General features: G+C 72.8%; 21 protein-coding genes and 3 tRNA genes. 21 read left to right on the plus strand and 3 right to left on the minus strand.

What is annotated here, in order from left to right:
• Positions 1 to 85 precede the first annotated feature (85 nt).
• The 5 genes from proB (at position 86) to ACF07V_RS13895 (ending at position 5,182) form a co-directional block, all read left to right on the plus strand.
• Complete coding sequence (gene proB, locus ACF07V_RS13875) at positions 86 to 1,189, plus strand: glutamate 5-kinase (protein WP_392154201.1); 1,104 nt, start codon at positions 86 to 88, stop codon at positions 1,187 to 1,189.
• A 151-nt stretch (positions 1,190 to 1,340) separates the two neighbouring features.
• Positions 1,341 to 1,832, plus strand: a complete 492-nt coding sequence (locus ACF07V_RS13880; RefSeq protein WP_093876131.1) for a hypothetical protein — start codon at positions 1,341 to 1,343, stop codon at positions 1,830 to 1,832.
• A 106-nt stretch (positions 1,833 to 1,938) separates the two neighbouring features.
• The gene (locus tag ACF07V_RS13885) at positions 1,939 to 3,222 is read left to right on the plus strand and encodes a glutamate-5-semialdehyde dehydrogenase (protein WP_369144215.1); all 1,284 of its coding nucleotides are present in this window, start codon (positions 1,939 to 1,941) and stop codon (positions 3,220 to 3,222) included.
• 86 nt (positions 3,223 to 3,308) lie between these two features.
• On the plus strand, positions 3,309 to 3,953 hold the full coding sequence (locus tag ACF07V_RS13890) for a hypothetical protein (protein WP_392153986.1): 645 nt from the start codon (positions 3,309 to 3,311) through the stop codon (positions 3,951 to 3,953).
• 143 nt (positions 3,954 to 4,096) lie between these two features.
• On the plus strand, positions 4,097 to 5,182 hold the full coding sequence (locus ACF07V_RS13895) for a hypothetical protein (RefSeq protein WP_392153987.1): 1,086 nt from the start codon (positions 4,097 to 4,099) through the stop codon (positions 5,180 to 5,182).
• On the opposite strand, the gene ACF07V_RS13900 is transcribed toward ACF07V_RS13895, so the two are convergent.
• Complete coding sequence (locus ACF07V_RS13900; RefSeq protein WP_392153989.1) at positions 5,167 to 6,327, minus strand: M48 family metallopeptidase; 1,161 nt, start codon at positions 6,325 to 6,327, stop codon at positions 5,167 to 5,169. The genes ACF07V_RS13895 and ACF07V_RS13900 overlap by 16 nt on opposite strands.
• 129 nt (positions 6,328 to 6,456) lie before the next feature.
• On the opposite strand from ACF07V_RS13900, the gene ACF07V_RS13905 reads away from it, so the two are divergent.
• From ACF07V_RS13905 to ACF07V_RS13935, 7 genes are all read left to right on the plus strand, one after another.
• Positions 6,457 to 6,687, plus strand: a complete 231-nt coding sequence (locus ACF07V_RS13905) for a hypothetical protein (RefSeq protein WP_392154211.1) — start codon at positions 6,457 to 6,459, stop codon at positions 6,685 to 6,687.
• 83 nt (positions 6,688 to 6,770) lie between these two features.
• Positions 6,771 to 6,932 carry a hypothetical protein gene (locus tag ACF07V_RS13910; RefSeq protein WP_392153990.1) on the plus strand — a complete coding sequence of 54 codons (162 nt, stop codon included), beginning with the start codon at positions 6,771 to 6,773 and terminating at the stop codon, positions 6,930 to 6,932.
• Positions 6,933 to 6,984: 52 nt separating this feature from the next.
• Complete coding sequence (nadD, locus tag ACF07V_RS13915) at positions 6,985 to 7,605, plus strand: nicotinate-nucleotide adenylyltransferase (protein ID WP_392153992.1); 621 nt, start codon at positions 6,985 to 6,987, stop codon at positions 7,603 to 7,605.
• Between the two features lie 19 nt (positions 7,606 to 7,624).
• Entirely contained in the window at positions 7,625 to 9,337 is a 1,713-nt protein-coding gene (locus tag ACF07V_RS13920; protein ID WP_392153994.1) for an LCP family protein, read from the plus strand.
• 84 nt (positions 9,338 to 9,421) lie between these two features.
• Complete coding sequence (rsfS, locus tag ACF07V_RS13925; protein WP_392153995.1) at positions 9,422 to 9,886, plus strand: ribosome silencing factor; 465 nt, start codon at positions 9,422 to 9,424, stop codon at positions 9,884 to 9,886.
• A complete protein-coding gene (locus ACF07V_RS13930) occupies positions 9,883 to 10,536 on the plus strand; it encodes a histidine phosphatase family protein (protein ID WP_392154202.1) in 654 nt (217 codons plus the stop codon). Before rsfS ends, ACF07V_RS13930 begins: the two co-directional genes overlap by 4 nt.
• A 95-nt stretch (positions 10,537 to 10,631) precedes the next feature.
• Positions 10,632 to 10,704: transfer RNA gene (locus tag ACF07V_RS13935), tRNA-Ala, on the plus strand.
• 47 nt (positions 10,705 to 10,751) lie between these two features.
• On the opposite strand, the gene ACF07V_RS13940 is transcribed toward ACF07V_RS13935, so the two are convergent.
• Positions 10,752 to 11,621 (minus strand): helix-turn-helix transcriptional regulator, encoded by an 870-nt coding sequence (locus ACF07V_RS13940; protein WP_392153997.1) that lies wholly within the window; start codon positions 11,619 to 11,621, stop codon positions 10,752 to 10,754.
• Positions 11,622 to 11,722: 101 nt separating this feature from the next.
• Between ACF07V_RS13940 and ACF07V_RS13945 the strand changes: the two genes are divergently transcribed.
• Both ACF07V_RS13945 and ACF07V_RS13950 read left to right on the plus strand, forming a co-directional pair.
• Positions 11,723 to 13,156 carry an MFS transporter gene (locus ACF07V_RS13945; RefSeq protein WP_392153998.1) on the plus strand — a complete coding sequence of 478 codons (1,434 nt, stop codon included), beginning with the start codon at positions 11,723 to 11,725 and terminating at the stop codon, positions 13,154 to 13,156.
• Positions 13,157 to 13,293: 137 nt separating this feature from the next.
• The gene (locus ACF07V_RS13950) at positions 13,294 to 13,527 is read left to right on the plus strand and encodes a hypothetical protein (protein WP_015033559.1); all 234 of its coding nucleotides are present in this window, start codon (positions 13,294 to 13,296) and stop codon (positions 13,525 to 13,527) included.
• Here ACF07V_RS13950 and ACF07V_RS13955 read toward each other — a convergent pair.
• Complete coding sequence (locus ACF07V_RS13955) at positions 13,506 to 14,726, minus strand: glycosyltransferase 87 family protein (protein WP_392153999.1); 1,221 nt, start codon at positions 14,724 to 14,726, stop codon at positions 13,506 to 13,508. The genes ACF07V_RS13950 and ACF07V_RS13955 overlap by 22 nt on opposite strands.
• Before the next feature lie 121 nt (positions 14,727 to 14,847).
• Here ACF07V_RS13955 and ACF07V_RS13960 point away from each other — a divergent pair.
• The 7 genes from ACF07V_RS13960 (at position 14,848) to ACF07V_RS13990 (ending at position 23,819) form a co-directional block, all read left to right on the plus strand.
• Positions 14,848 to 14,920, plus strand: a tRNA-Ala gene (locus ACF07V_RS13960).
• Positions 14,921 to 14,993: 73 nt separating this feature from the next.
• Positions 14,994 to 15,066: transfer RNA gene (locus tag ACF07V_RS13965), tRNA-Ala, on the plus strand.
• Positions 15,067 to 15,345: 279 nt separating this feature from the next.
• Complete coding sequence (gene leuS / locus ACF07V_RS13970; RefSeq protein WP_392154000.1) at positions 15,346 to 18,219, plus strand: leucine--tRNA ligase; 2,874 nt, start codon at positions 15,346 to 15,348, stop codon at positions 18,217 to 18,219.
• A gap of 124 nt (positions 18,220 to 18,343) precedes the next feature.
• Complete coding sequence (locus tag ACF07V_RS13975; protein WP_392154002.1) at positions 18,344 to 19,132, plus strand: hypothetical protein; 789 nt, start codon at positions 18,344 to 18,346, stop codon at positions 19,130 to 19,132.
• Positions 19,133 to 19,229: 97 nt separating this feature from the next.
• Positions 19,230 to 20,075 (plus strand): DegV family protein, encoded by an 846-nt coding sequence (locus ACF07V_RS13980; RefSeq protein WP_392154003.1) that lies wholly within the window; start codon positions 19,230 to 19,232, stop codon positions 20,073 to 20,075.
• Positions 20,076 to 20,559: 484 nt separating this feature from the next.
• A complete protein-coding gene (locus ACF07V_RS13985; RefSeq protein ID WP_392154005.1) occupies positions 20,560 to 21,309 on the plus strand; it encodes a helix-hairpin-helix domain-containing protein in 750 nt (249 codons plus the stop codon).
• Positions 21,306 to 23,819 (plus strand): ComEC/Rec2 family competence protein, encoded by a 2,514-nt coding sequence (locus tag ACF07V_RS13990; protein ID WP_392154007.1) that lies wholly within the window; start codon positions 21,306 to 21,308, stop codon positions 23,817 to 23,819. Before ACF07V_RS13985 ends, ACF07V_RS13990 begins: the two co-directional genes overlap by 4 nt.
• Positions 23,820 to 23,861 lie beyond the last annotated feature (42 nt).

A 23,861-nucleotide genomic window follows, 5' to 3' on the forward strand; every position in this document is an offset into this window, starting at 1 on the left:
AGCGCGCGGCGCGTGGGACAGCCGAGTGAGGACGACGCAGGTGGCGACGCAGGTGACGGGACAGACGGACGTGGCAAGGCAGTACGTGACGGAGGCCCGCAGGATCGTCGTCAAGGTCGGCTCCTCCTCGCTCACCACCGCCTCCGGCGGACTCGACGCCGACCGCGTCGACGCCCTCGTCGACGTCCTCGCCAAGGTCCGCAGCGGCGGCGAGAAGGAGATCGTCCTCGTCTCCTCCGGCGCCATCGCCGCGGGACTCGCACCGCTCGGCCTCACCCGCCGCCCCAAGGACCTCGCCCGCCAGCAGGCCGCCGCCAGCGTCGGCCAGGGCCTCCTCGTCGCCCGCTACACCGCCTCCTTCGCCCGCTACGGCGTCCGCGTCGGCCAGGTCCTCCTGACCACCGACGACACCAGCCGGCGCGCCCACTACCGCAACGCGTACCGCACCCTGGACCAGCTCCTCGCCATGGGCGCGCTGCCCGTCGTCAACGAGAACGACACCGTCGCCACGGACGAGATCCGCTTCGGCGACAACGACCGGCTCGCCGCCCTCGTCGCCCACCTCGTCCGCGCCGACCTGCTCGTGCTGCTCTCCGACGTCGACGGGCTGTACGACGGAGACCCGTCCAAGCCCGGCACGTCGAGGATCGCCGAGGTCACCGGCCCCGCGGACATCGCCCACGTCGAGATCGGCTCGGCCGGCAAGGCGGGCGTCGGCACCGGCGGCATGGTCACCAAGGTCGAGGCCGCCCGGATCGCCGCCGCCGCCGGCATCCCCGTGGTCCTCACCTCCGCGAGCCGCGCCGCCGACGCCCTCGCCGGACGGGACACCGGCACGTACTTCCACCGCACCGGCCGCCGCTCCGCCGACCGGCTGCTCTGGCTCGCCCACGCCTCCACCCCGCAGGGCCACCTCAGCCTCGACGACGGAGCCGTACGAGCCGTCGTCGAGGGCAAGAAGTCCCTGCTCGCGGCCGGTGTCGCGGCCGTCGAGGGCGACTTCGTGGCCGGCGACCCCGTCGAGCTCCGCGACGCCTCCGGCCGGGCCGTCGCCCGCGGCCTCGTCAACTTCGACGCCAAGGAGCTGCCCCGGATGCTCGGCCGCTCCACCCACGAGCTCGCCAAGGACCTCGGACCCGAGTACGAGCGCGAGGTCGTCCACCGCGACGACCTGGTCGTCATCCGCTGATTCGGCCGACGCCGAAACGGCTGAAAGTCTGGCCATCCGGAAGGGACGTTTACCAAAACCGCCCCATGTGCCGCCTCGGGCTGGTCAACTTTGTCTCGGGGGTAAGACAAGGCGGGGTACAGCACCACACGCATCACACAGGAGGCCGCCGGTGAGACGAGCGCGCCCAGGGGCACCGCCCCGCGGGACTGCCGAACGCGCCCTGACCAGTGTCGAGGCCGGAGCCGACTTCGACGAGGCACGGCACAGGTCCACGGACAGGAAGACCGAGACCACCACCGAGACACGTGAGGAACGGCCGGTGTCCAAGCTCTGGCACATCACCCTCAGTGTGTCGGGCGTGGAGTCACCGCTGAAGGAGGTGCGGCGCGGGCTCGAACAGCTGGCCCACGACCACCCCTTCCTGCTGACCAGCCGCTATGCCAACGACCACGCCGAGATCCGGTACTGGGAGGAGGCCCGCGACCTGCACGACGCGGCGGCCGTCGCCCTGCGGCTGTGGGGCGAGCACCGGCAGACCGCCAAGCTGCCGCCCTGGGAGATCGTGGGCCTGGAGGTCATCGACCGCGAGACCTACCACCAGCGGATCGCGGAGGGCTACGGCCCGCCGCCCGCCGCCCCGGTCGGCGTCCACCCCTACTGACGGGCGGCGTCACGACACGGCGCCGGAGTGCGTCTCCGCGTACGGGTACGTCTCGGAGTGCGGGATACGTGAGGGATGTCCGCAGGGGTGCCAGTACCCTGCGGGCATGACCTCGCTCACGCCCCTCGACAACCTCTCCCCGGTCACCCGGGCCGCCTACCGGGCCCGTGGCGCCGCCGCCGAAATCGCGCCACTCCCGCGCGCGGCCAAGGACGACGCGCTCCTCGCGATCGCGGACGCCCTCGAAGTCCGCACGGCCGAGATCGTCGAAGCCAACGCCGTGGACATCGCCAAGGCCCGCGAAGCCGGGACCAGCGAGGCCATCATCGACCGCCTGACCCTCACCCCGGAGCGCGTCCGGGCCATCGCCGCCGACGTCCGCGACGTCGCCGCGCTGCCCGACCCCGTCGGCGAGGTCGTCCGCGGCTCGACCCTCCCCAACGGCATCGACCTGCGCCAGGTCCGCGTCCCCCTCGGCGTCGTCGGCATCATCTACGAGGCCCGCCCCAACGTCACCGTCGACGCCGCCGCCCTCTGCCTCAAGTCCGGCAACGCCGTCCTGCTCCGCGGCTCCTCCTCCGCGTACGCCTCCAACACCGCCCTGGTGACCGTCCTGCGCGACGCCGTCGGCGGCGCCGGACTGCCCGCCGACGCGATCCAGCTCGTCCCCGGCGAGTCCCGCGAGTCGGTCCGCGAGCTGATGCGCGCCCGCGGCCTCGTCGACGTCCTCATCCCGCGCGGCGGCGCCTCCCTGATCAAGACGGTCGTCGAGGAGTCCACCGTCCCCGTCATCGAGACCGGCACCGGCAACTGCCACGTCTACGTCGACGCCCAGACCGACCTCGACATGGCCGTCGACATCCTGATCAACTCCAAGGCCCAGCGGGTCAGCGTCTGCAACTCCGCCGAGACCCTCCTCGTCCACCGGGACGTCGCCGAGGCCTTCCTGCCCAAGGCCCTCGCCGCCCTCGCCGAGGCCGGCGTCACCGTCCACGCCGACGAGCGGGTCCTCGCCCTCGCCGAGGGCTCCAAGGCCACCGTCGTCCCGGCCACCCCCGAGGACTGGGAGACCGAGTACCTCTCGTACGACATCGCCGCCGCCGTCGTCGACTCCCTCGACAAGGCCGTCGAGCACATCCGGATGTGGTCCTCCGGCCACACAGAGGCGATCGTCACCACCTCGCAGGCCGCCGCCCGCCGCTTCACCCAGCTGGTCGACTCCACCACGGTCGCCGTGAACGCCTCCACCCGCTTCACGGACGGCGGCCAGTTCGGCTTCGGCGCCGAGATCGGCATCTCCACCCAGAAGCTCCACGCCCGGGGCCCCATGGGCCTTCCCGAGCTGACGTCGACCAAGTACATCGTCACCGGTGACGGTCACGTGCGGTAACACCTCCTTTCGGTACGGGGAGGGACGGGCGGGGAGGCTTCGCACTCTCCCTGCCCAAAACCACCTTCCGGGTCTACTCTGAATCCGTGCCGGACGACGTGGGGGGCAGGCCGTTCCAGGACGGCGGGGACCCCGAGGACTCTGTCGACCGCGGAGGCGCCGACGAGGTCCACGCCGACGTGGTCTTCGACGAGGCCTTCGTCAGGGCCGCCACCATCCACGAGCCCACCGCGGTCGAGCGGCTCCTCGCCGCCGCCCAGGCCCGTGCCGAGGCCGAGGCGGCCCGCGCCCGCGCGGGCGGCGGATCCGTCGAGGACGACCCCTACGAGGACGGCCACGACCCTCTCGGCCTCACCTACGAGCCCGACGACGTCGGCGACGACGCCAGCCCCTACGGCCGCCACGGCGGCGCCCTGCGCCCCTACCGGGGCCGCGCCCGCTGGCTCCGGCCCGTCGCCTGGATCCTCGCCCTCGTCATGGGCGTCGGGATGGTCGCCCTCGCCTTCAGCGCCGTCTACCGCGGCGCGGCCGCCAACCACGAGGACCAGGTCCCGCCGCCGGCCACGACCGGCGTCGACACACCCAACCCGAACCCCGCCCCACCGGCCGCCCAGGCCCCGGCTCAGGCCCCCGCCCAGGCCCAGGCCCCGGCCCCCGCCCAGGCCCAGGCCCCGGCCCCCGCCCAGGCCACCGCTCCCGCCCCGGCGGCCCGGCAGGCATCACCCCGCTAGCCCTGGTCGGAATCTCCCGTGAGGCGTGGTCCGCAGCGTCCCGTGAGGCGTTCCGGGCCGTGCACGGCACACCCCGACGGCCGAATTCCCCCGAACTTGTCTCCCAGCGTTTACCGAAGCCCCAACAGACCTACCCTGAAGGTATGGCAGGGCGTGGCGACCCGCCTGAGGGGACACCCGAGGGGTTCCCCGGCGGTGGTGAGGACGAATACCGATCCGTCGTCTTCGACGAGGCGTTCATCCGTGCTGCCCACCTCCAGGAGTACTCGGCCCGGGAGCGGATGGGCGAGCACGCGCAGGCCGTCCGCAGCCGCTCCTCGTGGGAGAGCCGGAGCGGCTCCCGCCAGGCGGTCCTGCTCGTGCTGCTGATCCTCCTCGCCTTCGGCACCGCCATCTACCTCGGCGTGCGCAACCCGTACCAGCCCCCCGTCGACCAGCGGGCCGAGCCCCTGCGGACCACCGTCGTCCCGCTCGCCCCCCAGGGCCCCGTCCCGGGCGGCACACCCACCCAGCTCTTCGCCCACAGCCCGGCCGCCGAGTACCGCACCGGGGCCGCCGGCATCAACCTGCCCATCGCGGGGCGCACCTCCCACTTCGCCGAGAGCCAGGTCGTCACCGGCCTGAGCATCGCCAAGGAGTACCTGGTGGCCTCCGCCCTGGAGCCGGGCGTCCTCTCCGGGACCACCGTCCGGCCCGCGCGCCTGCTGCTCGACCCGGACCTGCTGGAACAGTTCGACCGGAGCGTCGAGTCCCCCGCGGACGACGGCCGGCACGCCCTCGCCGCCTGGCTCGTCCGCTTCGACCCCCGGCAGGTGGCCCTGGCGGAGCCCGCCGCCCGGGTGCAGGGCACCCTCCGCTTCGAGGAGACCAGTCCCGACACCCTGGACGTCACCGCGGACCACACGTACACCTACGCTCTCCGCCCGGCCGCCCACGGCGCGGGTCCGGTCGCCGCGGCGTCCCTCTTCACGGTCCACCGCGTGGTGCACTTCCGCTTCGACCGCGAGGACCTGCGCATGCACCGCGCAGAGCTGCTGACCAGCACCGTGGAGGCCGGGCCGCAGGCGTGCGGCGCCGACACCACGGGCTCCCTGAAGCCGCTCCTGGCGGGAGCGCGGGCCTCGGACGCGGGCGGCGGCCCGGTGGTCACCGACCCGTACGCCACCGCCCGGCCCGCCGCCCCCGCGCTGTGCGGTGCGCTGGCGCCGAGCGCTCAGCCCTCGCTCTGACCGTCCCCGGTCCCGTCGCCGGCCGGCTTCCCGGCCTCGCCGCCGGCGCCCTTGCCGTCCCCGGCCGGACCGGCGTCCGCCTTCCCGCCGCCGTCCGCCTTCTGGCCGCCCTGGCCGCCGCCGAACCGGTTGCGCAGCCGCCCGCCCAGGTCGCCCGCCAGGTCACCGGCGCCCCCGGCTATGTCCCCGACCAGCTTCAGCAGGGGATCCTTGCTGGTCCGCACCGTGTCGGCGTAGTGCCCGGCCGACTCGCGGAAGGAGTCCGTGACCGAGGTGTCCTTGTCCTCCGAGCGCTTCGGGTAGTGCCCGTCCATGATCCGCTGGAAGTCGCGGCTCTCCGACCACTTCTTCAGCTCCGCCGCCCGGACGGTGGTGAACGGGTGCGAGCGCGGCAGCACGTTGAGGATCTTCAGGACCGAGTCCCGCAGGTCCCCGGACTTCTCGTACTCGTCGGCCTGGGCGAGGAACGCGTCCACGTTCATCTCGTGCAGGTGGTTGCCGCCGGCGATCTTCATCAGGCCGCGCATCGAGGCCCGCACGTCCTGGCCGACGAGGAGGCCGGCCCGGTCGGCGGAGAGCTCCGACTTGCGGAACCACTCGCGCAGCGCGGTCACGATGGCCGTGATCGCGACCGTACCCAGCGGGATCCACGCGATCTTGAGCGCGAGGTTGGTGAGGAACAGCAGCACCGTGCGGTACACGGCGTGTCCCGAGAGCGCGTGCCCGACCTCGTGGCCGACGACCGCCCGCATCTCCTCCTCGTCGAGGAGCTCCACCAGGCCGGTGGTGACCACGATGATCGGCTCGTCCAGGCCGATGCACATGGCGTTGGGCTTCGGGTCCTGGACGACGTACATCGGCGGGACCTTCTCCAGGTCCAGGATGTAACAGGCGTCCCGCAGCATGTCGTTGAGGTGGATGAACTGCGCGTCGCTCACCCGGACGGAGTCCGAGAGGTAGAGGAGCCGCAGGCTGCGCTCGGGCAGCAGTGCGCTGAGCGCCTTGAAGGCCGTGTCGAAGCCGCTGAGCTTCCGCAGGGCCACGAGGGCCGAGCGGTCGGCCGGATGCTCGTAGGCCCGCGAGGAGATGCCGGGGAACCGCTTCCGCTGCCTGCTCGGCACGTTCCCCTGGTCGTTCTCGGTCATGGATGCCCCCTGTTCGTACGAGTCGGTGCTCGTCCCCCTGACTGAGCCCAGCGTAGGCGCTGGCGCTACCGTGTGGCGGGGGCCTGTGGATAACTTGGGCGCCGAGGACGACCGAAGGGCACGACCGACATGCCGGACACCGCCGACGCGGCGAGCGCACTGCTCGCGGCCGCCGCACAGCAGGGGCCTGGCGACACGCTCCGGATCCTGCTGCTCGTCTCGATCGTGGGCGGTGCGCTGCTCGCCTGGTTCCTGCTGCGCGGGTACCGCAGCGACGGCACGGACGGCGACGGCACCGCCGCCGGCAGCGACACCGAGGCCGAGCGCGACGCCGACGCGGAGCGCGACGCCAACGCCTGAGTCGGCGTGAGCGCGCCGCGACCGCCCGCATACGATGTGCGCGAAGTCTCCGCTCCCATCCCCGATCGATAGGTCTGCCGAAGATGAGCCTCCACAGCACCGCCGCCCACCTGGTCACCCTCGCCGAGGGCGCCGAGCACGGCGGCAACCACGACAGCCTCAGCCCCTACCTCACCGGCTTCGGTGCCCTCGGCACCCTGCTTCTGCTGCTGTGGATCACCACCCGCTTCAACCGCGACCGCTGAACCGGATACCGCTGATCCGGCGTCCGTCGCCGTGCCAGTAGGCTCTGCACGCATGGGAGAGCAGGAAGTGCCTACTGGCGGGCGCGGCAAGCGCCGACTCGGCGTGATGGGCGGAACCTTCGACCCGATCCACCACGGACACCTGGTGGCGGCCAGCGAGGTCGCCGCCCTGTTCCACCTGGACGAGGTGGTGTTCGTGCCGACCGGGGAGCCGTGGCAGAAGAGCCACAAGGTCGTCTCGTCGGCCGAGGACCGCTATCTGATGACGGTCATCGCCACGGCGTCCAACCCGCAGTTCTCCGTGAGCCGCATCGACATCGACCGCGGCGGCGCGACGTACACCATCGACACCCTGCGGGACCTGCGGTCTCTCAACAGCGACTCGGACCTGTTCTTCATCACAGGGGCCGACGCGCTGTCGCAGATCCTCACCTGGCGCGACGCCGAGGAGCTCTTCTCGCTCGCCCACTTCATCGGCGTCACCCGGCCGGGCCACGACCTCACCGACGACGGACTGCCCAAGGGCGGCGTCTCGCTCGTCGAGATCCCCGCGCTCGCCATCTCCTCGACCGACTGCAGGGCGCGGGTCGCGCAGGGCGATCCCGTCTGGTACCTGGTCCCGGACGGCGTGGTGCGCTACATCGACAAGCGCCAGTTGTACCGCGGCGAGTGAGCTTCGGGGAGGGCCACCGGTGAACGATCAGCAGCACCCGTACGACCCGTACTATCCGCAGCCGCAGATCATCGGCTACGACGAGTACGGGCAGCCGGTGTACCAGCAGCCGCAGGCACAGCAGCAGGCGCCCGCACAGCACTACGACCCGTACGGGCAGCAGCCGCAGCAGCAGGCGTACGGCTACGACCCGTACGCCCAGCAGCAGCCGCACGCCCAGGAGCAGGGCCGGCCCCCGCAGTACGACCCCTACGGGCAGCAGGGCTACGCCTACCCGTCCTACGACACCGGGCAGCAGTGGACCCCCCAGGCCGAGCCCGCTCCGGCACCCGCTCCCGCCCCCGTACAGGCGCCCGTCCAGGCCGCGCCGGCGGCCCCGGCCGCCCCGGTCGCCGCGCCAGCCGGCGTCCCCGGCCAGCGCCCCGCGTCCGAGCGGTCCGCGCCGCCCCGGCGGGACGAGGACGACCGCGCGTACCGCACCGAACAGTTCTCGTTCATCGAGGAGCCCGACGAGGACTCCGAGGACGTCATCGACTGGCTCAAGTTCACCGAGAGCCGCTCCGAGCGGCGCGAGGAGGCCAGGCGGCGTGGTCGCAACCGCATCGTCGCGCTCGTCGTCGTCCTCGTGCTCGCCGTCGCCGGCGGCCTCGGCTACCTCTGGTCCGCCGGTCTGCTCCCCGGCTCCTCCGACCCGGAGCAGAAGGGCGGGAACACGGCGACCGGCCCGCAGCAGCGCGACACGATCGTCGTCCACCTGCACGACCTCAAGAACGGCAACACCTCCACCGCCCTGCTCGTGAACAACACGACCACCCGCCAGGGCACCACGGTCCTCGTCCCCAACTCCGTCGTCGTCGCCGACGCCGAGGGCTCGGGGACCACCCTCGGGAAGTCCATCGAGGACGACGGCTCCAGCGGCACCCGGGAGGCGATCGGCAACCTGCTCGGGGCGAAGATCGCCGGCACCTGGCGGCTGGACACCCCGTACCTGGAGAACCTCGTCGAGTCCGTCAGCGGCATCGAGATCGACACCGACACCGAGGTCCCCGACACCAAGAAGGGCGCCGAGCCGCTGGTCAAGCAGGGCGAGAAGCAGACCCTGAACGGCCGTGCCGCCGTCGCCTACGCCACCTACCGGGCGCCCGGCGAGGCCGAGGCCAAGCAGCTCCAGCGCTTCGGCCAGGTCATGTACGGGGTGCTGCGCAAGTTCTCCAGCGACCCCGAGGCGGCCACGGTCACCATCGAGACCCTCCAGCAGATCCTCGACCCCTCGCTCCCCGAGAAGGACCTCGGCGCCTCCCTGGCCAAGCTCGCCGAGCACGCCAAGGTCGGCGACTACAAGACGGCCCTGCTCCCCGTGGGGCAGGACGGAGCGCTGACCGAGGGCGCGAGCGACAGTGTGGTGAAGGACATCCTGGGCGGCAAGGTCACCGCCCCCGAGGCGGGCGAGGTGCCCCGGGTCTCGGTCCGGGACGGTTCCGGCAAGAAGGCGGCCGAGGCGGCCAGGGTCGCCCTGATCAACGGCGGCTACGCCTTCGTGGGCGGCGCCGACGCCCCTGCCCGGGCGGAATCGCAGGTCCTCTACGGCGACGACAGCCAGAAGGCGACGGCGGCCGAGGTGGCCAAGACGCTGGGGCTGCCCGCCGGCTCGGTCGAGAAGGGCAAGCCCTCGGGAACGATCGCGGTCACCGTGATCCTGGGCCGGGACTACAAGGCCCCGGGGGCCCCGTAAGGGGCGCCCCGGAAAACGCCGACAGGCCCGTCGGCGGTCCGTGAGACCCTGGAGGGGTACTGGACCGCCGACGAAAGCCTGCTTGTGACCGCCACGGACCGTTCCATCGAGCTCGTCAAGACCGCCGCCCAGGCGGCCGCCGACCGGCTCGCGCACGACATCATCGCGTACGACGTCAGCGACGTGCTGTCGATCACCGACGCCTTCCTGCTCGCCTCCGCGCCCAACGACCGCCAGGTCAAGTCGATCGTCGACGAGATCGAGGAGCGGCTGCAGAAGGAGCTCGGCGCCAAGCCGGTCCGCCGTGAGGGCGACCGCGACGCGCGCTGGATCCTGCTGGACTACGTCGACATCGTCGTCCACGTCCAGCACAGCGAGGAGCGGGTCTTCTACGCCCTGGAGCGGCTGTGGAAGGACTGCCCCGAGCTCGACCTGCCCGAGGACGCCCTGAAGACCCGCGGCAAGGCCGCCGAGCACGCCGCTCTGATCGGCGCCGACATCGAGGCCGGCTCCGGTCTCCCCGAGGGACCGGACGGTGAGCTGAGCTGAGCGCCACCAAGGGCGGCAGCGGCCGCCGCATCGTGCTCTGGCGTCACGGCCAGACGTCCTGGAACCTGGAGCGCCGTTTCCAGGGCTCGACCGACATCGAGCTGACGGAGACCGGTGTCGCCCAGGCGCGCCGGGCCGCACGGCTGCTCGCCGCGCTCAAGCCGGACGCCATCGTGGCCTCCGACCTGAAGCGGGCGGCGGCCACCGCCGCCGAGCTCGCGGCGCTCACCGGTCACGCCGTCGCGCACGACTCCGCCCTGCGCGAGACGTACGCGGGGGAGTGGCAGGGGCTGACCCACGACGAGATCGTGGCGCGGTACGGCGAGCAGTACGCCGCCTGGAAGCGCGGTGAGCCCGTGCGCCGGGGTGGCGGCGAGCTGGAGACCGAGGTGGCCGACCGGGCCGCCCCGGTGGTCCTCGAGCACGCCGACAAGCTCCCCGAGGACGGCACGCTCGTCGTGGTCAGCCACGGCGGCACCATCCGCACCACCATCGGCCGGCTCCTGGGCCTGGAGGCCCGGCACTGGGAGAGCCTGGGCGGGCTCTCCAACTGCTGCTGGTCGGTGCTCGGCGAGGGCGCCCGCGGCTGGCGTCTGATGGAGCACAACGCGGGCACGCTGCCCGAGCCGGTCCTCGGCGACGACGACTGAGCCCCACGACCGGCCTGCCGGACCCGGATTTCACTTTCCGGCAGGTCACAGGCTAAAGTTCTTCTTGTTCGCAGCGCGGAGCGCGAAGAACACGAGGGGCTATAGCTCAGTTGGTAGAGCGCCTGCATGGCATGCAGGAGGTCAGGAGTTCAATTCTCCTTAGCTCCACAGTCACCGAATCCCGTCCCCGTCAGGGGGCGGGATTCGTCGTTCCATCACCCCTTCGCGCCGCGCAGCAGCTCGATCCCCCGGCGGCTCTCCTCGTCGCTCGGCGTGTACGTCACGATCCGGCACTCCGGCATCCCGTTGACCGAGAGGGAGACCGAGGTCAGCCGCACCTCGCCCACCAGCCCGTGCCGGAAGGTCTTCACCCTCGTCCCCGGGGGCACCACGTCACCGCTGCTCCAGAGCCGGGCGAACTCCGGGCTGGTCTCCGCGAGACGCCGTACGAACTCCTCCCACTCGGGCTCGCCGACATGGCGGCCGTACGCGCCCCGAAGCTGGGCCACCATGAGCGGCAGCTCCCGCTTCCGGTCGACCACCGGGCACTTGGGCCCGGGCACGCTGAACAGCGCCCACAGCACGTTGCGTATGCCGAACGGTCCGGTGTCCAGGCCCGCTCCGTCCTGCATCAGGAGCCGCTCGTACAGGGCGTTGGTCGCGAGCACGTCGTACCGCGCGTTGTACAGCACCGCAGGGAGCGGGTCGAGGGCGTCGAGGATCCCCTGGATCTCCGGGCTGACCACCTGGGCGTCCGCGGCGGACCGGTCCGGAGCGTACGGCACTTCGGCGAGGTGGTAGAGGTGCTCGCGCTCCGGCCGGTCGAGGCGGAGGGTGCGGGCCACGGCGTCGAGGACCTGCGCGGAGGCGTTGATCGGCCGGCCCTGCTCCAGCCAGGTGTACCAGGTGACGCCGACGCCCGAGAGCTGGGCGACCTCCTCGCGGCGCAGCCCCGGTGTGCGCCGGCGGAGTCCCGGCGGCATGCCCACGTCCTCCGGGGTCACCCTGGCCCGGCGGCTGCGCAGGAACGCGGCCAGTTCCGGTCGTCGTCGTCGCTGCGTCGGCAGTGCTGCCACAGTCGTCACACCCCCATGGTCGAGTCCCCGTGCCGCCGCTGCCAGGTGGTGTCAGTACCAGCATCGGCGGGCTCTCGTTACCCGTATCCGATCGCGGTCACGCTCGACGCATGACCTCGACCACAACACGTCCCGCACTCAGTAAAGACGGTGCCACCGACAACCGCCCGGGACTGCTGCTCGGCGTGGTGCTCGCCGCCCAGTTCATGGCACTCCTCGACGTCTTCATCGTCAACGTCGCCGCCCCCACCATCAGGGCCGAACTCTCCGCGTCCGGAGGCGCGCTCCAGCTCGTCATCGCCGGATACACCATCTCCTACGCGGTGTTGCTGATCACCGGGGCCCGCCTGGGCGACCTGTTCGGCCACCGCCGGGCGTACCTCGGCGGCCTCGCCCTGTTCACCGCGGCCTCCCTCGCCTGCGGACTGGCAGCGGGATCCGGCCAGTTGATCGCCTTCCGTCTGGTGCAGGGCGCGGGCTCGGCCCTGATGATCCCTCAGGTGCTGAGTCTCATCCAGCGCAACTTCACGGGCGAGCGCCGGGTCCGGGCCCTCAGCGCCTACTCCGCGGTCCTGGCCACCGGCGCGGCCGCCGGGCAGGTCGCCGGCGGCGTCCTGGTGAGTGCCGACCTCTTCGACACCGGCTGGCGGCCGGTCTTCCTGGTCAACGTGCCCATCGGGATCGCCCTGCTCGTCCTCGGTGCCCGGGTGCTGCCCCGTGACCCCCACACCGGACCCACGCGTGCGCGTGCCCTCGACCTGCCGGGTCTGCTCCTGCTCGGTGCGGCCGTGTCCCTGCTGACCGTCCCCCTGGTCCTCGGGCAGGAGCAGGACTGGCCGCTGTGGTCCTGGCTCTCCCTCGGCGCTTCGCCCGTGCTCGCCTTCGTGTTCGGCGTGTACGAGTCCCGGCTCGCCCGGCGCGGCGGCGCCCCGCTGATCGCCCCGCGCGTGCTGCGCGTTCCCGGAATGGGGCGGGCCGTCCTGTCGATCGCGGTGGCGATGGGCGTCAACGCCGGCTTCCTGTTCACCCTCACCCTGCACCTGCAGGGCGGGCTCGGCCACAGCGCCCTGCGCGCCGGACTCACCTTCGGGCCCGCCGCCCTCGTCTTCGGGGCCGTCGGCCTGACCTGGCGGCGCTGGCCGGCCCGGCTGCACCGCGGCCTGGTCCCGGCCGGATTCCTGCTCGCGGCCGCGGCGGTCCTCGCCCTCGGAGCGCTGCTCGGGGACGGCGGCACCGGCGGCTGGGCTCTCTACCCGGCCCTCGGCGCGTTCGGCGCGGGGATCTCGCTGGCCTTCAGCCCGGCCCTGACCGGGGCCCTGGCCACCGTACGGCCCGAGGACGCGGCCGACGCCAGCGGACTGCTCGCCACCGTCACGCAGCTCGGCCAGATCGTCGGGGTCGCCGCGTTCGGCACTCTCTTCCTCGGCCGGTACGCGGGTTCGGGAGCCCAGAACTCCGCAGACGCGCTGTGGGCGACCGCCCTGGCCCTGGCCGCCGCCTCCGTCGTGGGTGCCGCGGCGGGACTGCCGCGACGATCACGCTGACCCTCTTGCGGGGCCATGGCAGAATCGGACGGCCGGAGGGGGACGAGGATCCGGACGGGAGGGTGGCCCAAGTGCTCGGCGACAACGGCAGGGTGTCCTATGGGTGCACGGCCTGCGGCCACAGCTGGAGCTGATTGATGGGTGCACACAGGCGGAAGTGCGACTGGTGCGGCAGCGGTACGCCCATCGTGCGCGACATGGATCCCGTCAACCCCGGGTTCCAGTACTGGTGCGAGGAGTGCGCGCGGGCGCTGATCATAAAAGGCGACCCCATCGAGACCTACCGCGAGCTGGAGGGGGAGCCGATCTACGGTCGGCTCCTCGACGAGCACTGCACCCTCAAGCGGTTCTACTCCTTCGCCACGGCCTGACGCCGCAGGGTCAGCGCGTACCCGACGAACAGCGCGGTCGCCGTCAGCGGATAGATCGCCGACAGCAGCATCTGCCCCGCGTTCTGGTCCAGTTCGGGGCGGCCCGGGTCGTGCGGGACCCACCACAGCGCGAACGAGGCGAAGGCCAGTGCCACCGCCCCCGTCACCGGCCACGCGCGCGTGGTGCGGTCGGCGAGCAGGATCAGCAGGGGCACGCACCAGACCCAGTGGTGGGACCAGGAGATCGGGCTGATCATCAGCGCCGTGAACGCGCAGACGACCACGGCCACGGCCTTGTCGCCGCGCACCGCCGCCCGCACCGCGAGCACCATCGCCGCGCCGCCCAGGACGGCCGCGGTCACCGCCCACCACATGCCCGGGTCGTCCGTGTGCAGCAGCCGGGCCAGGACCCCGCGGATCGACTGGTTGGCGGTCTCCTCGGCGAAGCCGACCCGGCCGGTCTCGAAGAGGGTCTGCGTCCAGAACCGCTTCGAGTCCGCGGGCAGGGCGAGCGCCACCGCCAGTGTCGTCCCGAGGAACACCCCGGTCGCCGTCAGCGCGGTGCGCAGCCACTGGTTCATGCCCCGGTCCCGGCGCCACAGCAGCAGACCCGCGAGGAGCAGCAGGACCACGAAGAGTCCCGGGGTGAGCTTCACCGCGGCCGCCAGGCCGATGCCCAGGCCGGCCCAGCGGCTGTCCTCGCGGCGGGTGAGGTCCCAGAGCACCGCCACCGCTATGAGCAGGTTGATCTGGCCGTACCGCAGGGTCGTCCACACCGGCTCGCACCAGACCACGACGGCGGCGACCCACAGCGTCGTGCGCCACAGGTCGGTCCGCGACAGGGAGGGGCGGACCAGCTGGAGCGACAGCTGCACCAGGGCGACCACCAGGAGCAGGTTCCCCGCCGTGGTGAGCGTCCGCATCAGCGGGACGCCCACCAGCGTCAGCGGGACGAACAGCAGGGCCGCGAAGGGCGGGTAGGTCATGCCGAGGTTCGCCGAGGTCGCGCGCATCGCGTACAGGTCGCCGCCGGCCCGGACCGTCTCGCCCTCGGCCCGGTAGACCATCACGTCGAGCATGTTCACGTGGGCCAGGCGTTGCGCCACCCAGAAGGCCGCGAACGAGAGCAGACAGACCGCCGCGGCGGTGGCCAGGGGCCACGGCCGGGCGCGGGTTCGGGAGAGCACGGAGACGGACACAGTCGGCGACCCTACCCGGGGCTCCGGAAGGGGCGGAGAAACCGATTTGGCGATCTGCCGGGCGGGCCGTTACTGTTCTGTCCGTCGCCGCGAGCGAGAGTGAAGCGAGACGACAGAACAAGGGGCTATAGCTCAGTTGGTAGAGCGCCTGCATGGCATGCAGGAGGTCAGGAGTTCAATTCTCCTTAGCTCCACAGAACGGACGTGAGCCATCCGGAACGGATGGCTCGCACCGGTTCTGCGGTAATCTGAATAATTCCCGCACGCGGGGCTATAGCTCAGTTGGTAGAGCGCCTGCATGGCATGCAGGAGGTCAGGAGTTCAATTCTCCTTAGCTCCACAGAAAAGAAGCGGGTCACCCGGATCGGGTGGCCCGCTTCTTCGTATGCGGATCCTCGGCGCCGCTCCGTGGAACGCCGGTGCGGCCCGCTCGGGCCCTGCGGTACCCTGGCGCCATGCGTGCCGTACGCCTCCTGCTTACCGAGCCGCGCTGACCAGTCCCGACGGGTGACAGACATCCCGTCGGAGTCGGCGCGGCATCCCCTCCTGTGCGAGGGGATTTTTCATTTCGGGCAGTTCGTGGCAGTGGGCAGAGACGATCGATGGAGCATCTAGGACCATGACCGAGATCACTACGGCCGCCGAGACGGCGGCCCCTCATCGCTACACGGCGGCCATGGCCGCCGACATCGAGGCACGCTGGCAGGACTTCTGGGACGCCGAGGGAACCTACGAGGCGCCGAACCCCACGGGTGACCTGGCGGGCGACCCCGCGGTCGCGGCCCTGCCCAAGAAGTTCATCATGGACATGTTCCCGTACCCCTCGGGTGCGGGCCTGCACGTCGGCCACCCGCTGGGCTACATCGCCACGGACGTCTTCGCCCGCCACGCGCGCATGACCGGCCACAACGTGCTGCACACCCTGGGCTTCGACGCCTTCGGCCTGCCGGCCGAGCAGTACGCCGTGCAGACGGGCACGCACCCGCGCGTGTCCACCGAGGCCAACATGGAGAACATGAAGGTCCAGCTGCGCCGGCTGGGCCTGGGCCACGACAAGCGCCGGTCGTTCGCCACGATCGACCCGGACTACTACAAGTGGACCCAGTGGATCTTCCTGCAGATCTTCAACTCCTGGTACGACGACGAGGCCAAGAAGGCCCGGCCGATCGCCGAGCTGATCGAGCAGTTCGAGAACGGCACGCGTGAGGTCCCCGGCACGCGCGCGTGGAGCGAGCTGAGCGCCGCCGAGCGCTCCGAGGTCCTGGGCGAGTACCGCCTGGCGTACGCCTCCGACGCGCCGGTCAACTGGTGCCCCGGCCTGGGCACCGTCCTGGCCAACGAGGAGGTCACCGCCGACGGCCGCTCCGAGCGCGGCAACTTCCCCGTCTTCAAGGCCAAGCTGCGCCAGTGGAACATGCGGATCACCGCCTACGCGGACCGCCTGCTCGACGACCTGGACGCGCTGGACTGGCCCGAGGCCATCAAGCTGCAGCAGCGGAACTGGATCGGCCGCTCCGAGGGCGCCCGCGTCGACTTCCAGGTCGGCGACACCGGTGCCATCACCGTCTTCACCACCCGCCAGGACACCCTGTTCGGCGCCACCTACATGGTCCTGGCGCCCGAGCACGACCTGGTCGAGAAGATCGTCCCGGCCGCCTGGCCCGAGGGCACCCACGAGGTGTGGACCGGCGGTCACGCCACCCCCTCCGAGGCCGTCGACGCCTACCGCAAGCAGGCCGCCTCCAAGTCCGACGTCGAGCGCCAGGCCGAGGCCAAGGACAAGACCGGCGTCTTCACCGGCGCGTACGCGACCAACCCGGTCAGCGGACAGCCCGTCCCGGTCTTCATCGCCGACTACGTCCTGATGGGCTACGGCACCGGCGCGATCATGGCCGTCCCCGCGCACGACAGCCGCGACTTCGCCTTCGCGCGCGCCTTCGAGCTGCCGATGCGCTGCGTCGTCGAGCCCTCGGACGACCGCGGCACCGACCCCTCCACCTGGGACGACGCCTTCTCCTCGTACGAGGCCAAGCTGGTCAACTCCGCCAACGGCGAGATCTCCCTGGACGGCCTGGGCGTCGTCGACGCCAAGGCGAAGATCACCGCCTGGCTGGCCGACCGCGGCATCGGCGAGGGCACCGTCAACTTCCGGCTGCGCGACTGGCTGTTCAGCCGCCAGCGGTACTGGGGCGAGCCCTTCCCGATCGTCTACGACGAGGACGGCGTCGCCCACTCGCTGCCCGAGTCGATGCTGCCCCTGGAGCTGCCGGAGGTCGAGGACTACTCGCCGCGCACCTTCGACCCCGACGACGCGGACACCCAGCCGGAGACCCCGCTGTCCCGCAACGAGGACTGGGTCAACGTCACCCTGGACCTGGGCGACGGCCGCGGCCCGCGCCGCTACCGGCGCGAGACCAACACCATGCCCAACTGGGCCGGCTCCTGCTGGTACGAGCTGCGCTACCTGGACCCGCACAACTCCGAGAAGCTGGTCGACCCCGCCGTCGAGCAGTACTGGATGGGCCCCCGCGAGGGCATGCCGACCGGCGGCGTCGACCTGTACGTCGGCGGCGCCGAGCACGCCGTGCTGCACCTGCTGTACGCCCGCTTCTGGTCCAAGATGCTGTTCGACCTGGGCCACATCTCCTCGGCCGAGCCGTTCCACAAGCTGTACAACCAGGGCATGATCCAGGCCTTCGTCTACCGGGACGCGCGCGGCATCGCCGTGCCGGCGGCCGAGGTCGAGGAGCGGGACGGCGCGTTCTACTACCAGGGCGAGAAGGTCAGCCGCGTCCTGGGCAAGATGGGCAAGTCCCTGAAGAACGCGGTCACGCCGGACGAGATCTGCTCCGAGTACGGCGCCGACACCCTGCGCCTGTACGAGATGGCGATGGGCCCGCTGGACGTGTCCCGCCCCTGGGACACGCGCGCGGTGGTCGGCCAGTACCGGCTGCTGCAGCGGCTGTGGCGCAACATCGTCGACGAGGCGACCGGTGAGGTCACCGTCGTCGACACCGCGCCCGACGAGGACACGCTCCGCGCCCTGCACAAGGCGATCGACGGCGTCGCGCAGGACATGGCCGCGATGCGCTTCAACACCGCCATCGCCAAGATCACCGAGCTGAACAACCACCTGACCAAGTCCGGTGGCGCGATCTCCCGCCCGGTCGCCGAGCAGCTGGTGCTGCTGGTCGCCCCGCTGGCCCCGCACATCGCCGAGGAGCTGTGGCGCAAGCTGGGCCACACCGGCTCGGTCGTCCACCAGGACTTCCCGGTCGCCGACCCGGCGTACGTCGTCGACGAGACCGTGACCTGCGTCGTGCAGATCAAGGGCAAGGTCAGGGCCCGCCTGGAGGTCTCCCCGTCGATCACCGACGCGGAGCTGGAGACGCTGGCGCTGGCCGACCCGCACGTCGTCGCGGCGCTGGGCGGCGCGCAGATCCGCAAGGTGATCGTGCGCGCGCCGAAGCTGGTCAACATCGTCGCGGGCTAGCGGCACATAGGGGTTTCCCCTAGTGGCAGGTTGGGGGTTCCGATGGAACCCCCGGCCTGCCACTTCCGTTTACGGTGGAGGAACCACAGCCGTGGGGATTCGACGGACGCCGGAGGGGCCGCACATGGAAGCCACGATTATCACGATCATGGCGCTGCTCTTCTTGTCCTTCGTGGCACTCGGGGTGTTCGTCACCGTGAAGGTCGCGAAGGCCGCCAAGCGCGGCGTCGACCGCACCATCGACCAGGCCCGGCGCACGGTCGAGGACACCACCCTGCGCGCCAAGAGCCTCGGCCAGGCCGGGGTCGCCGGCGAACTGGCCCGGCTGCGACTCTCGCTGCGCACCTCGATGCGCGCCACGCAGGAGGCGCTGCAGGCGGGGGTCGGCGAGGACGCCTCGCTGAAGGAGTCGCTCGACCTGTTCCGCCGGCTCAGCGCCCACGGGCTCGAACTGGACGCGGACCTCAAGCGTCTGGAGCGCGAGCCCGACCGGGCGTGGGTGGCCGGCCAGCTGCCCGAGCTCGCCGCGCGGACCGAGCGGATCACGGGCTCGGCCGACGCGCTGCGGCGCGCCGCCCGGGACCGGGCGCTGAAGTTCGCGGAGGACGACCTGTCGACGCTCAGCGCGCAGATCGACGTCGAGGCGGGCGCACTGCGTCACTGGACGGGTCCGGAGAGTGCGCAGGGGGCCACCTCGGGGACCACGTCGGGGTCGGCGCGGGCGGGTGGTCCCGGGGCCGGGGCGCCGGACGCGGCCCCGGCCGACGGACGGCGGCAGCCCGCAGGGCCCGCCAGGCCCGCCGGTCAGGCCGGTCCGCGGGCAGCCGGAGAGCCGTCCGCGATCACGGGGCCCGACCCCCGCCGGACCGCCTACCCCTGGGAGAAGTCGGCCCGCCCGGAGACCACCACCTGACGGAACGGCCCCCGGCGAAGTCTCGGCTGGGCGCGGACGGGCGTCCGGTGGGGGGCCGGGCTGCCGTGCGACAGCCTCGGCGGGTAACCTCCCGCTCATGTCCCGGCATGTCGCGATCGTCACCGATTCCACGGCCTACCTGCCACGCCAGACGAGGGAGCGGCACGCCATCACCACGGTCCCGCTGACCGTCGTCATCGGCGACCGCGCCCTTGAGGAGGGCACCGAGATCTCGGCGAAGGCCCTTGCCGAGGCCTTGCAGAAGCGCCGGCCCGTCACCACCTCGCGGCCGAGCCCCGAGGTCTTCGCCGAGGCCTACCGCGAGGCCGCCGCGGCGGGCGCCAAGGGCGTCGTCTCGCTCCATCTGTCCGCCGAGGTCTCCGGGACCTACGACGCCGCCGTGCTCGCCGCCAAGGACGCCCCCCTGCCGGTACGCGTGGTGGACACCCGCATGGTCGGCATGGCGCTCGGCTTCTGCGCCCTCGCGGCGGCGGAGGTCGCGGAGGCCGGCGGCTCCCTCGACGAGGCGGTCGCGGCGGCCGAGAAGCGCGCCGCGGGCACCTCCGCCTACTTCTACGTCGACACCCTGGACTATCTGCGCAGGGGCGGGCGCATCGGTGCCGCGCAGGCACTGCTCGGCTCCGCGCTCGCCGTGAAGCCGCTCCTCGAACTCGACGGCGGGCGGATCGAACTGCGGGAGAAGGTGCGAACGGCCTCGAAGGCGATCGCGCGCCTGGAGGAGATCGCCGTGGAACGGGCCGGCTCCGGCCCCGTCGACATCGCCGTGCACCACCTCTCCGCACCGGAGCGGGCCGACGCGCTCGCGGACCGGCTCGGGGAGCGCGTCCCGGGAATCGAGGAACTCCACGTCAGCGAGGTGGGCGCGGTCATCGGCGCCCACACCGGCCCCGGGCTCCTCGCGGTCGTGGTCTCGCCGCGCTGAGACCCCTCGTCCCAGCGGGCCGAGTCCCAGCGGGCCGAGTCTCAGCCGGCCGAGCCCCAGGCGCCCCCCCGCAAGGGTGACGGAGTTTTCCACAGCGGAGCGCCTGTCCACGGAAGACTGCTGAGCTCCGCACGGACCTGCCGTGATCTCTACCGTCACGGACATGACTCTTCGTACACGTATCCCATCGACGACCTCCAGGACCTCGGGCCGGGCGGGTGGCCCGACGAGCGGGCCCGGTCGGGCGCCCGGTTCGGACGGGCGCAGTCGCCCCGGAGGGCGCGGCTCGCCCGCAGGACGGGCACGGAGGCGCGTCCCGGCCGGCCGGAGCCTCGCAGAGCCGGGGGATGCCGTACGGCGACGGGGGGACGCCCTGTTCCCGACGGCGACACCACCGGTGCCGGTGGTCCCGACGGGGACACCACCCGTGCCGGTGGCGGCATCGCCTCCCGTGTGCGCGCCAGAGGTACCGGAGGTCCGGGAGGTGCCGGAGGCGCCGGAGCGTGGTTCCCCGCCGGGGGTACGGGAGCGGCTGGCCGCGGTGCTCCGCGACCGGACGCCGCTGTGGGTGCAGACCAGGTGCGGTCTGGAGCCGAGGGCGCTGGGCGCGCTGACGGTGGTCCTGCTCGTCGCCGCGGGCCTCGCGGGCGGGTACTTCTGGACCGGGCGGCCGGAGCCGGTGCGCGCTCCCGAACTCGTCCGTGCCGCCGCCCCCGCGGCCGCCGTGCCCGAGCCCGCGCCGAGGGCCGGTTCGATGGCGGTACCGGGACCGGGTCCGGTGCCGGAGGCCGGGGCTTCCGGGGGCCGGGTCGTCGTCGACATCGGCGGCAAGGTGCGCAGGCCCGGGGTGCTGACCCTGCCCGCCGGCTCGCGCGTGGCGGACGCCCTGCGGGCGGCGGGCGGGGCGGAGCCCGGCGCGGATCTCACCGGGGTCAACCGGGCCCGTGTCCTGTTCGACGGCGAGCAGGTCCTGGTCGGTCTGCCGGGGAACCCTGCCGGCGGTACGGGGCCGGGCGGCAGTGCCGGAGGTGGTGCGCCGGGGATGCCGCTCAGCCTCAGCACGGCCACGGCGGAGCAGCTCGACGGCCTCCCGGGTGTGGGGCCCGTGCTCGCCCAGCACATCGTCGACCACAGGACGGAGCACGGCGGCTTCCGATCGGTCGGGGAACTGCGAGAGGTCAATGGCATCGGTGAGCGCCGGTTCGCCGATCTCGAACCGCTGGTCCGGCCATGAAGCACGAGGAGCTCACCGGCGAGGAACCGGGCGCTCGCGGGGCGGTGCGGCGGGAGGAGCCGGTCGATCTCCGGCTCGTTCCCCTCGCGGCGGCGGCCTGGGCGGCGGCGTCCTGCGCCGTGGGCATCACCGGGTGGTGGACGGTGGCCGGTGTCACGGTCTGCCTGGTGGGGGCGCTGGTTCTGTTGGCGCGCCGGCCGGTTCGGGGGCGCGACGGTCCCGGTCCTCGTACTGGCGCCGCAGCACCGGGGGTCACGCCGGGGTGGCGGTTACGGGCGACCGCGTGGGCCGGGGTGCTGCTCTGCGCCGCGGCCGGGGCCACCTCGGCGGGTCTGCACGCGGCGGACCTTCGGCGGGGGCCCGTGCCCGAGCTGGCGCGGGAGTACGCCCGGGCGCGGCTGGAGGTGGCGGTGACCTCCGATCCACGGCTCACCAGGCCCAAGGTCCGGGGCGACGCGATGGCGCCGGTCTCGATCGTCCTGGACGGCGAGGTGACCCGGGTCGAGCGGTCGGACGGCTCGGTCCACCGGACCCGGACACCGGTCCTGCTGATCGTGCCGTCGGGGGAGGGGCGGGAGGAATGGCTGCGGCTCCTGCCCTCCACCCGGCTGCGGGTCGGCGCCCGGCTCGCGCCGCCGTTGCGGCCCGGCGAGCCCTTCGCTGCGGTGCTCAAGGTCGACGGGGCCGGACCGCCGCGGATCGTCGGCCCGCCGAGCGCGTTGCAGCGGACGGCGGGGGACCTGCGCGCCGGGCTGCGGAGGGCGACCGAGGGGCTCGATCCGGACGCGAGGGCGCTGCTGCCCGGGCTGGTCGTCGGGGACACCTCCCGCATCGGGCCCGAGCTGAGGGAGGCGTTCGAGGCGACCGATCTCACCCACCTCCTGGCCGTTTCCGGGAGCAACCTCACGGTGGTGCTGCTTCTGCTCATCGGGCGGCCCGGGCGGGCGCACCAGGTGGAGCGGGGCGGGCTCGCGCCACGGGTCGGGTTGTCGCTGCGGTTCACGGCGCTGGCGGGGGGAGTGCTGACGCTGGCCTTCGTGATCGTCTGCCGGCCCGATCCGAGCGTGCTGCGGGCCGCGGCCTGCGGGCTCGTCGTCCTGCTGGCGATCGGGACCGGACGCCGGAGATCCCTGATCCCCGCGCTGGCCGCGGTCGTCCTCTTCCTGGTGCTCTACGACCCCTGGCTGGCGCGGAGTTACGGCTTCCTGCTTTCGGTGCTGGCGACCGGGGCGCTGCTGACGATCGCCCCGCGCTGGAGCGAGGCGCTGCGGCGGCGCCGGGTGCCGGGCCGGCCGGCCGAGGCGCTGGGCGCGGCCCTGGCCGCGCAGGCGGTGTGCGCGCCGGTCGTGGTGGTCTTCGCGGCCCGGATGAGTCTGGTCGCCGTCCCGGCGAACCTCTTCGCCGAACTCGCGGTGGCGCCGGCGACGGTGTGCGGGTTCGCCGCGCTCGCCCTCGCGGCGGTCTGGATGCCGGCCGCGGAGGGGCTCGCGTGGGTGGCGGGATGGCCGGCCGGGTGGCTGGCGCGGGTGGCCCGTACGGGCGCCGCGCTGCCGGGGGCGGAGCTGGCGTGGCCCGGCGGGTGGTGGGGAGGCGTCGCGCTGGCGCTGGTCACGGCACTGGTGGTGCTCGGGGCGCGCAGGCTGCCGTACCGGGGTGCGGTCGGCGTGATCGTCGCCGCGGTGCTGCTGCTCGTGGTGGTGCGGCCGGTGCCGGTGGTCCGGTGGGTCACGGGGTGGCCGCCGCCGGGCTGGGTGTTCGCGATGTGCCAGGTGGGGCAGGGGGACGCGACGGTGCTCGCGGCGGGCGGGGACTCCGCCGTCGTGGTGGACGCGGGCCCCGACCCCGTACCGGTGGATCGCTGTCTGCGGGAACTCGGGGTGCGGCGGGTGCCGTTGCTGGTGCTCACCCACTTCCACGCGGACCATGTGGCCGGACTTCCCGGGGTGTTGCGGGGGAGGACGGTGGGCGCGATCCAGGTCACCGGGCTCGAAGAGCCGCCCGGCCAGGCCGCGTTCGTGCGGCGGACCGCGACGGCCGCCGGGGTGCCGCTGATCCGGGCGGGGCCCGGCGAGAGACGGAGGATCGGGGGCCTGGAGTGGCGGGTGCTCTGGCCGTGGGCGGGTGGCGGGGAGTTCGGCGACGGGCCCAATGACGCCAGTGTGACGCTGCTTGTCCGTACCGCCGGAGGGCTGAGTCTGCTGCTCCTCGGGGACCTCGAACCGCCGGCCCAGCGGGCGTTGACGCGGGTTCATCCGGGGCTTGGGCCGGTGGATGTGCTCAAGGTCGCCCATCACGGTTCCGCGCACCAGGACCCGGGGCTGATGCGGCTGGTGCGGCCGAGACTCGCGCTCGTGTCGGCGGGGCGCGACAACCCGTACGGGCACCCGGCGCCCCGGACGCTGGAGGCGCTGCGGGCGGGCGGTGCGCGGGTGCTGCGGACCGATCGGGACGGGGCCGTCGCGGTGGTGGGGGCGGGGCGTGGGCTCGTGGCCGTACCGGGAGGAGGGTGAAGCCGACGAGCGTGCTTGGAGGAGGGTGAAGCCGACGAGCGT

Source organism: Streptomyces sp. NPDC015661 (genome assembly GCF_043077765.1).
Classification (GTDB): Bacteria; Actinomycetota; Actinomycetes; order Streptomycetales; family Streptomycetaceae; genus Streptomyces.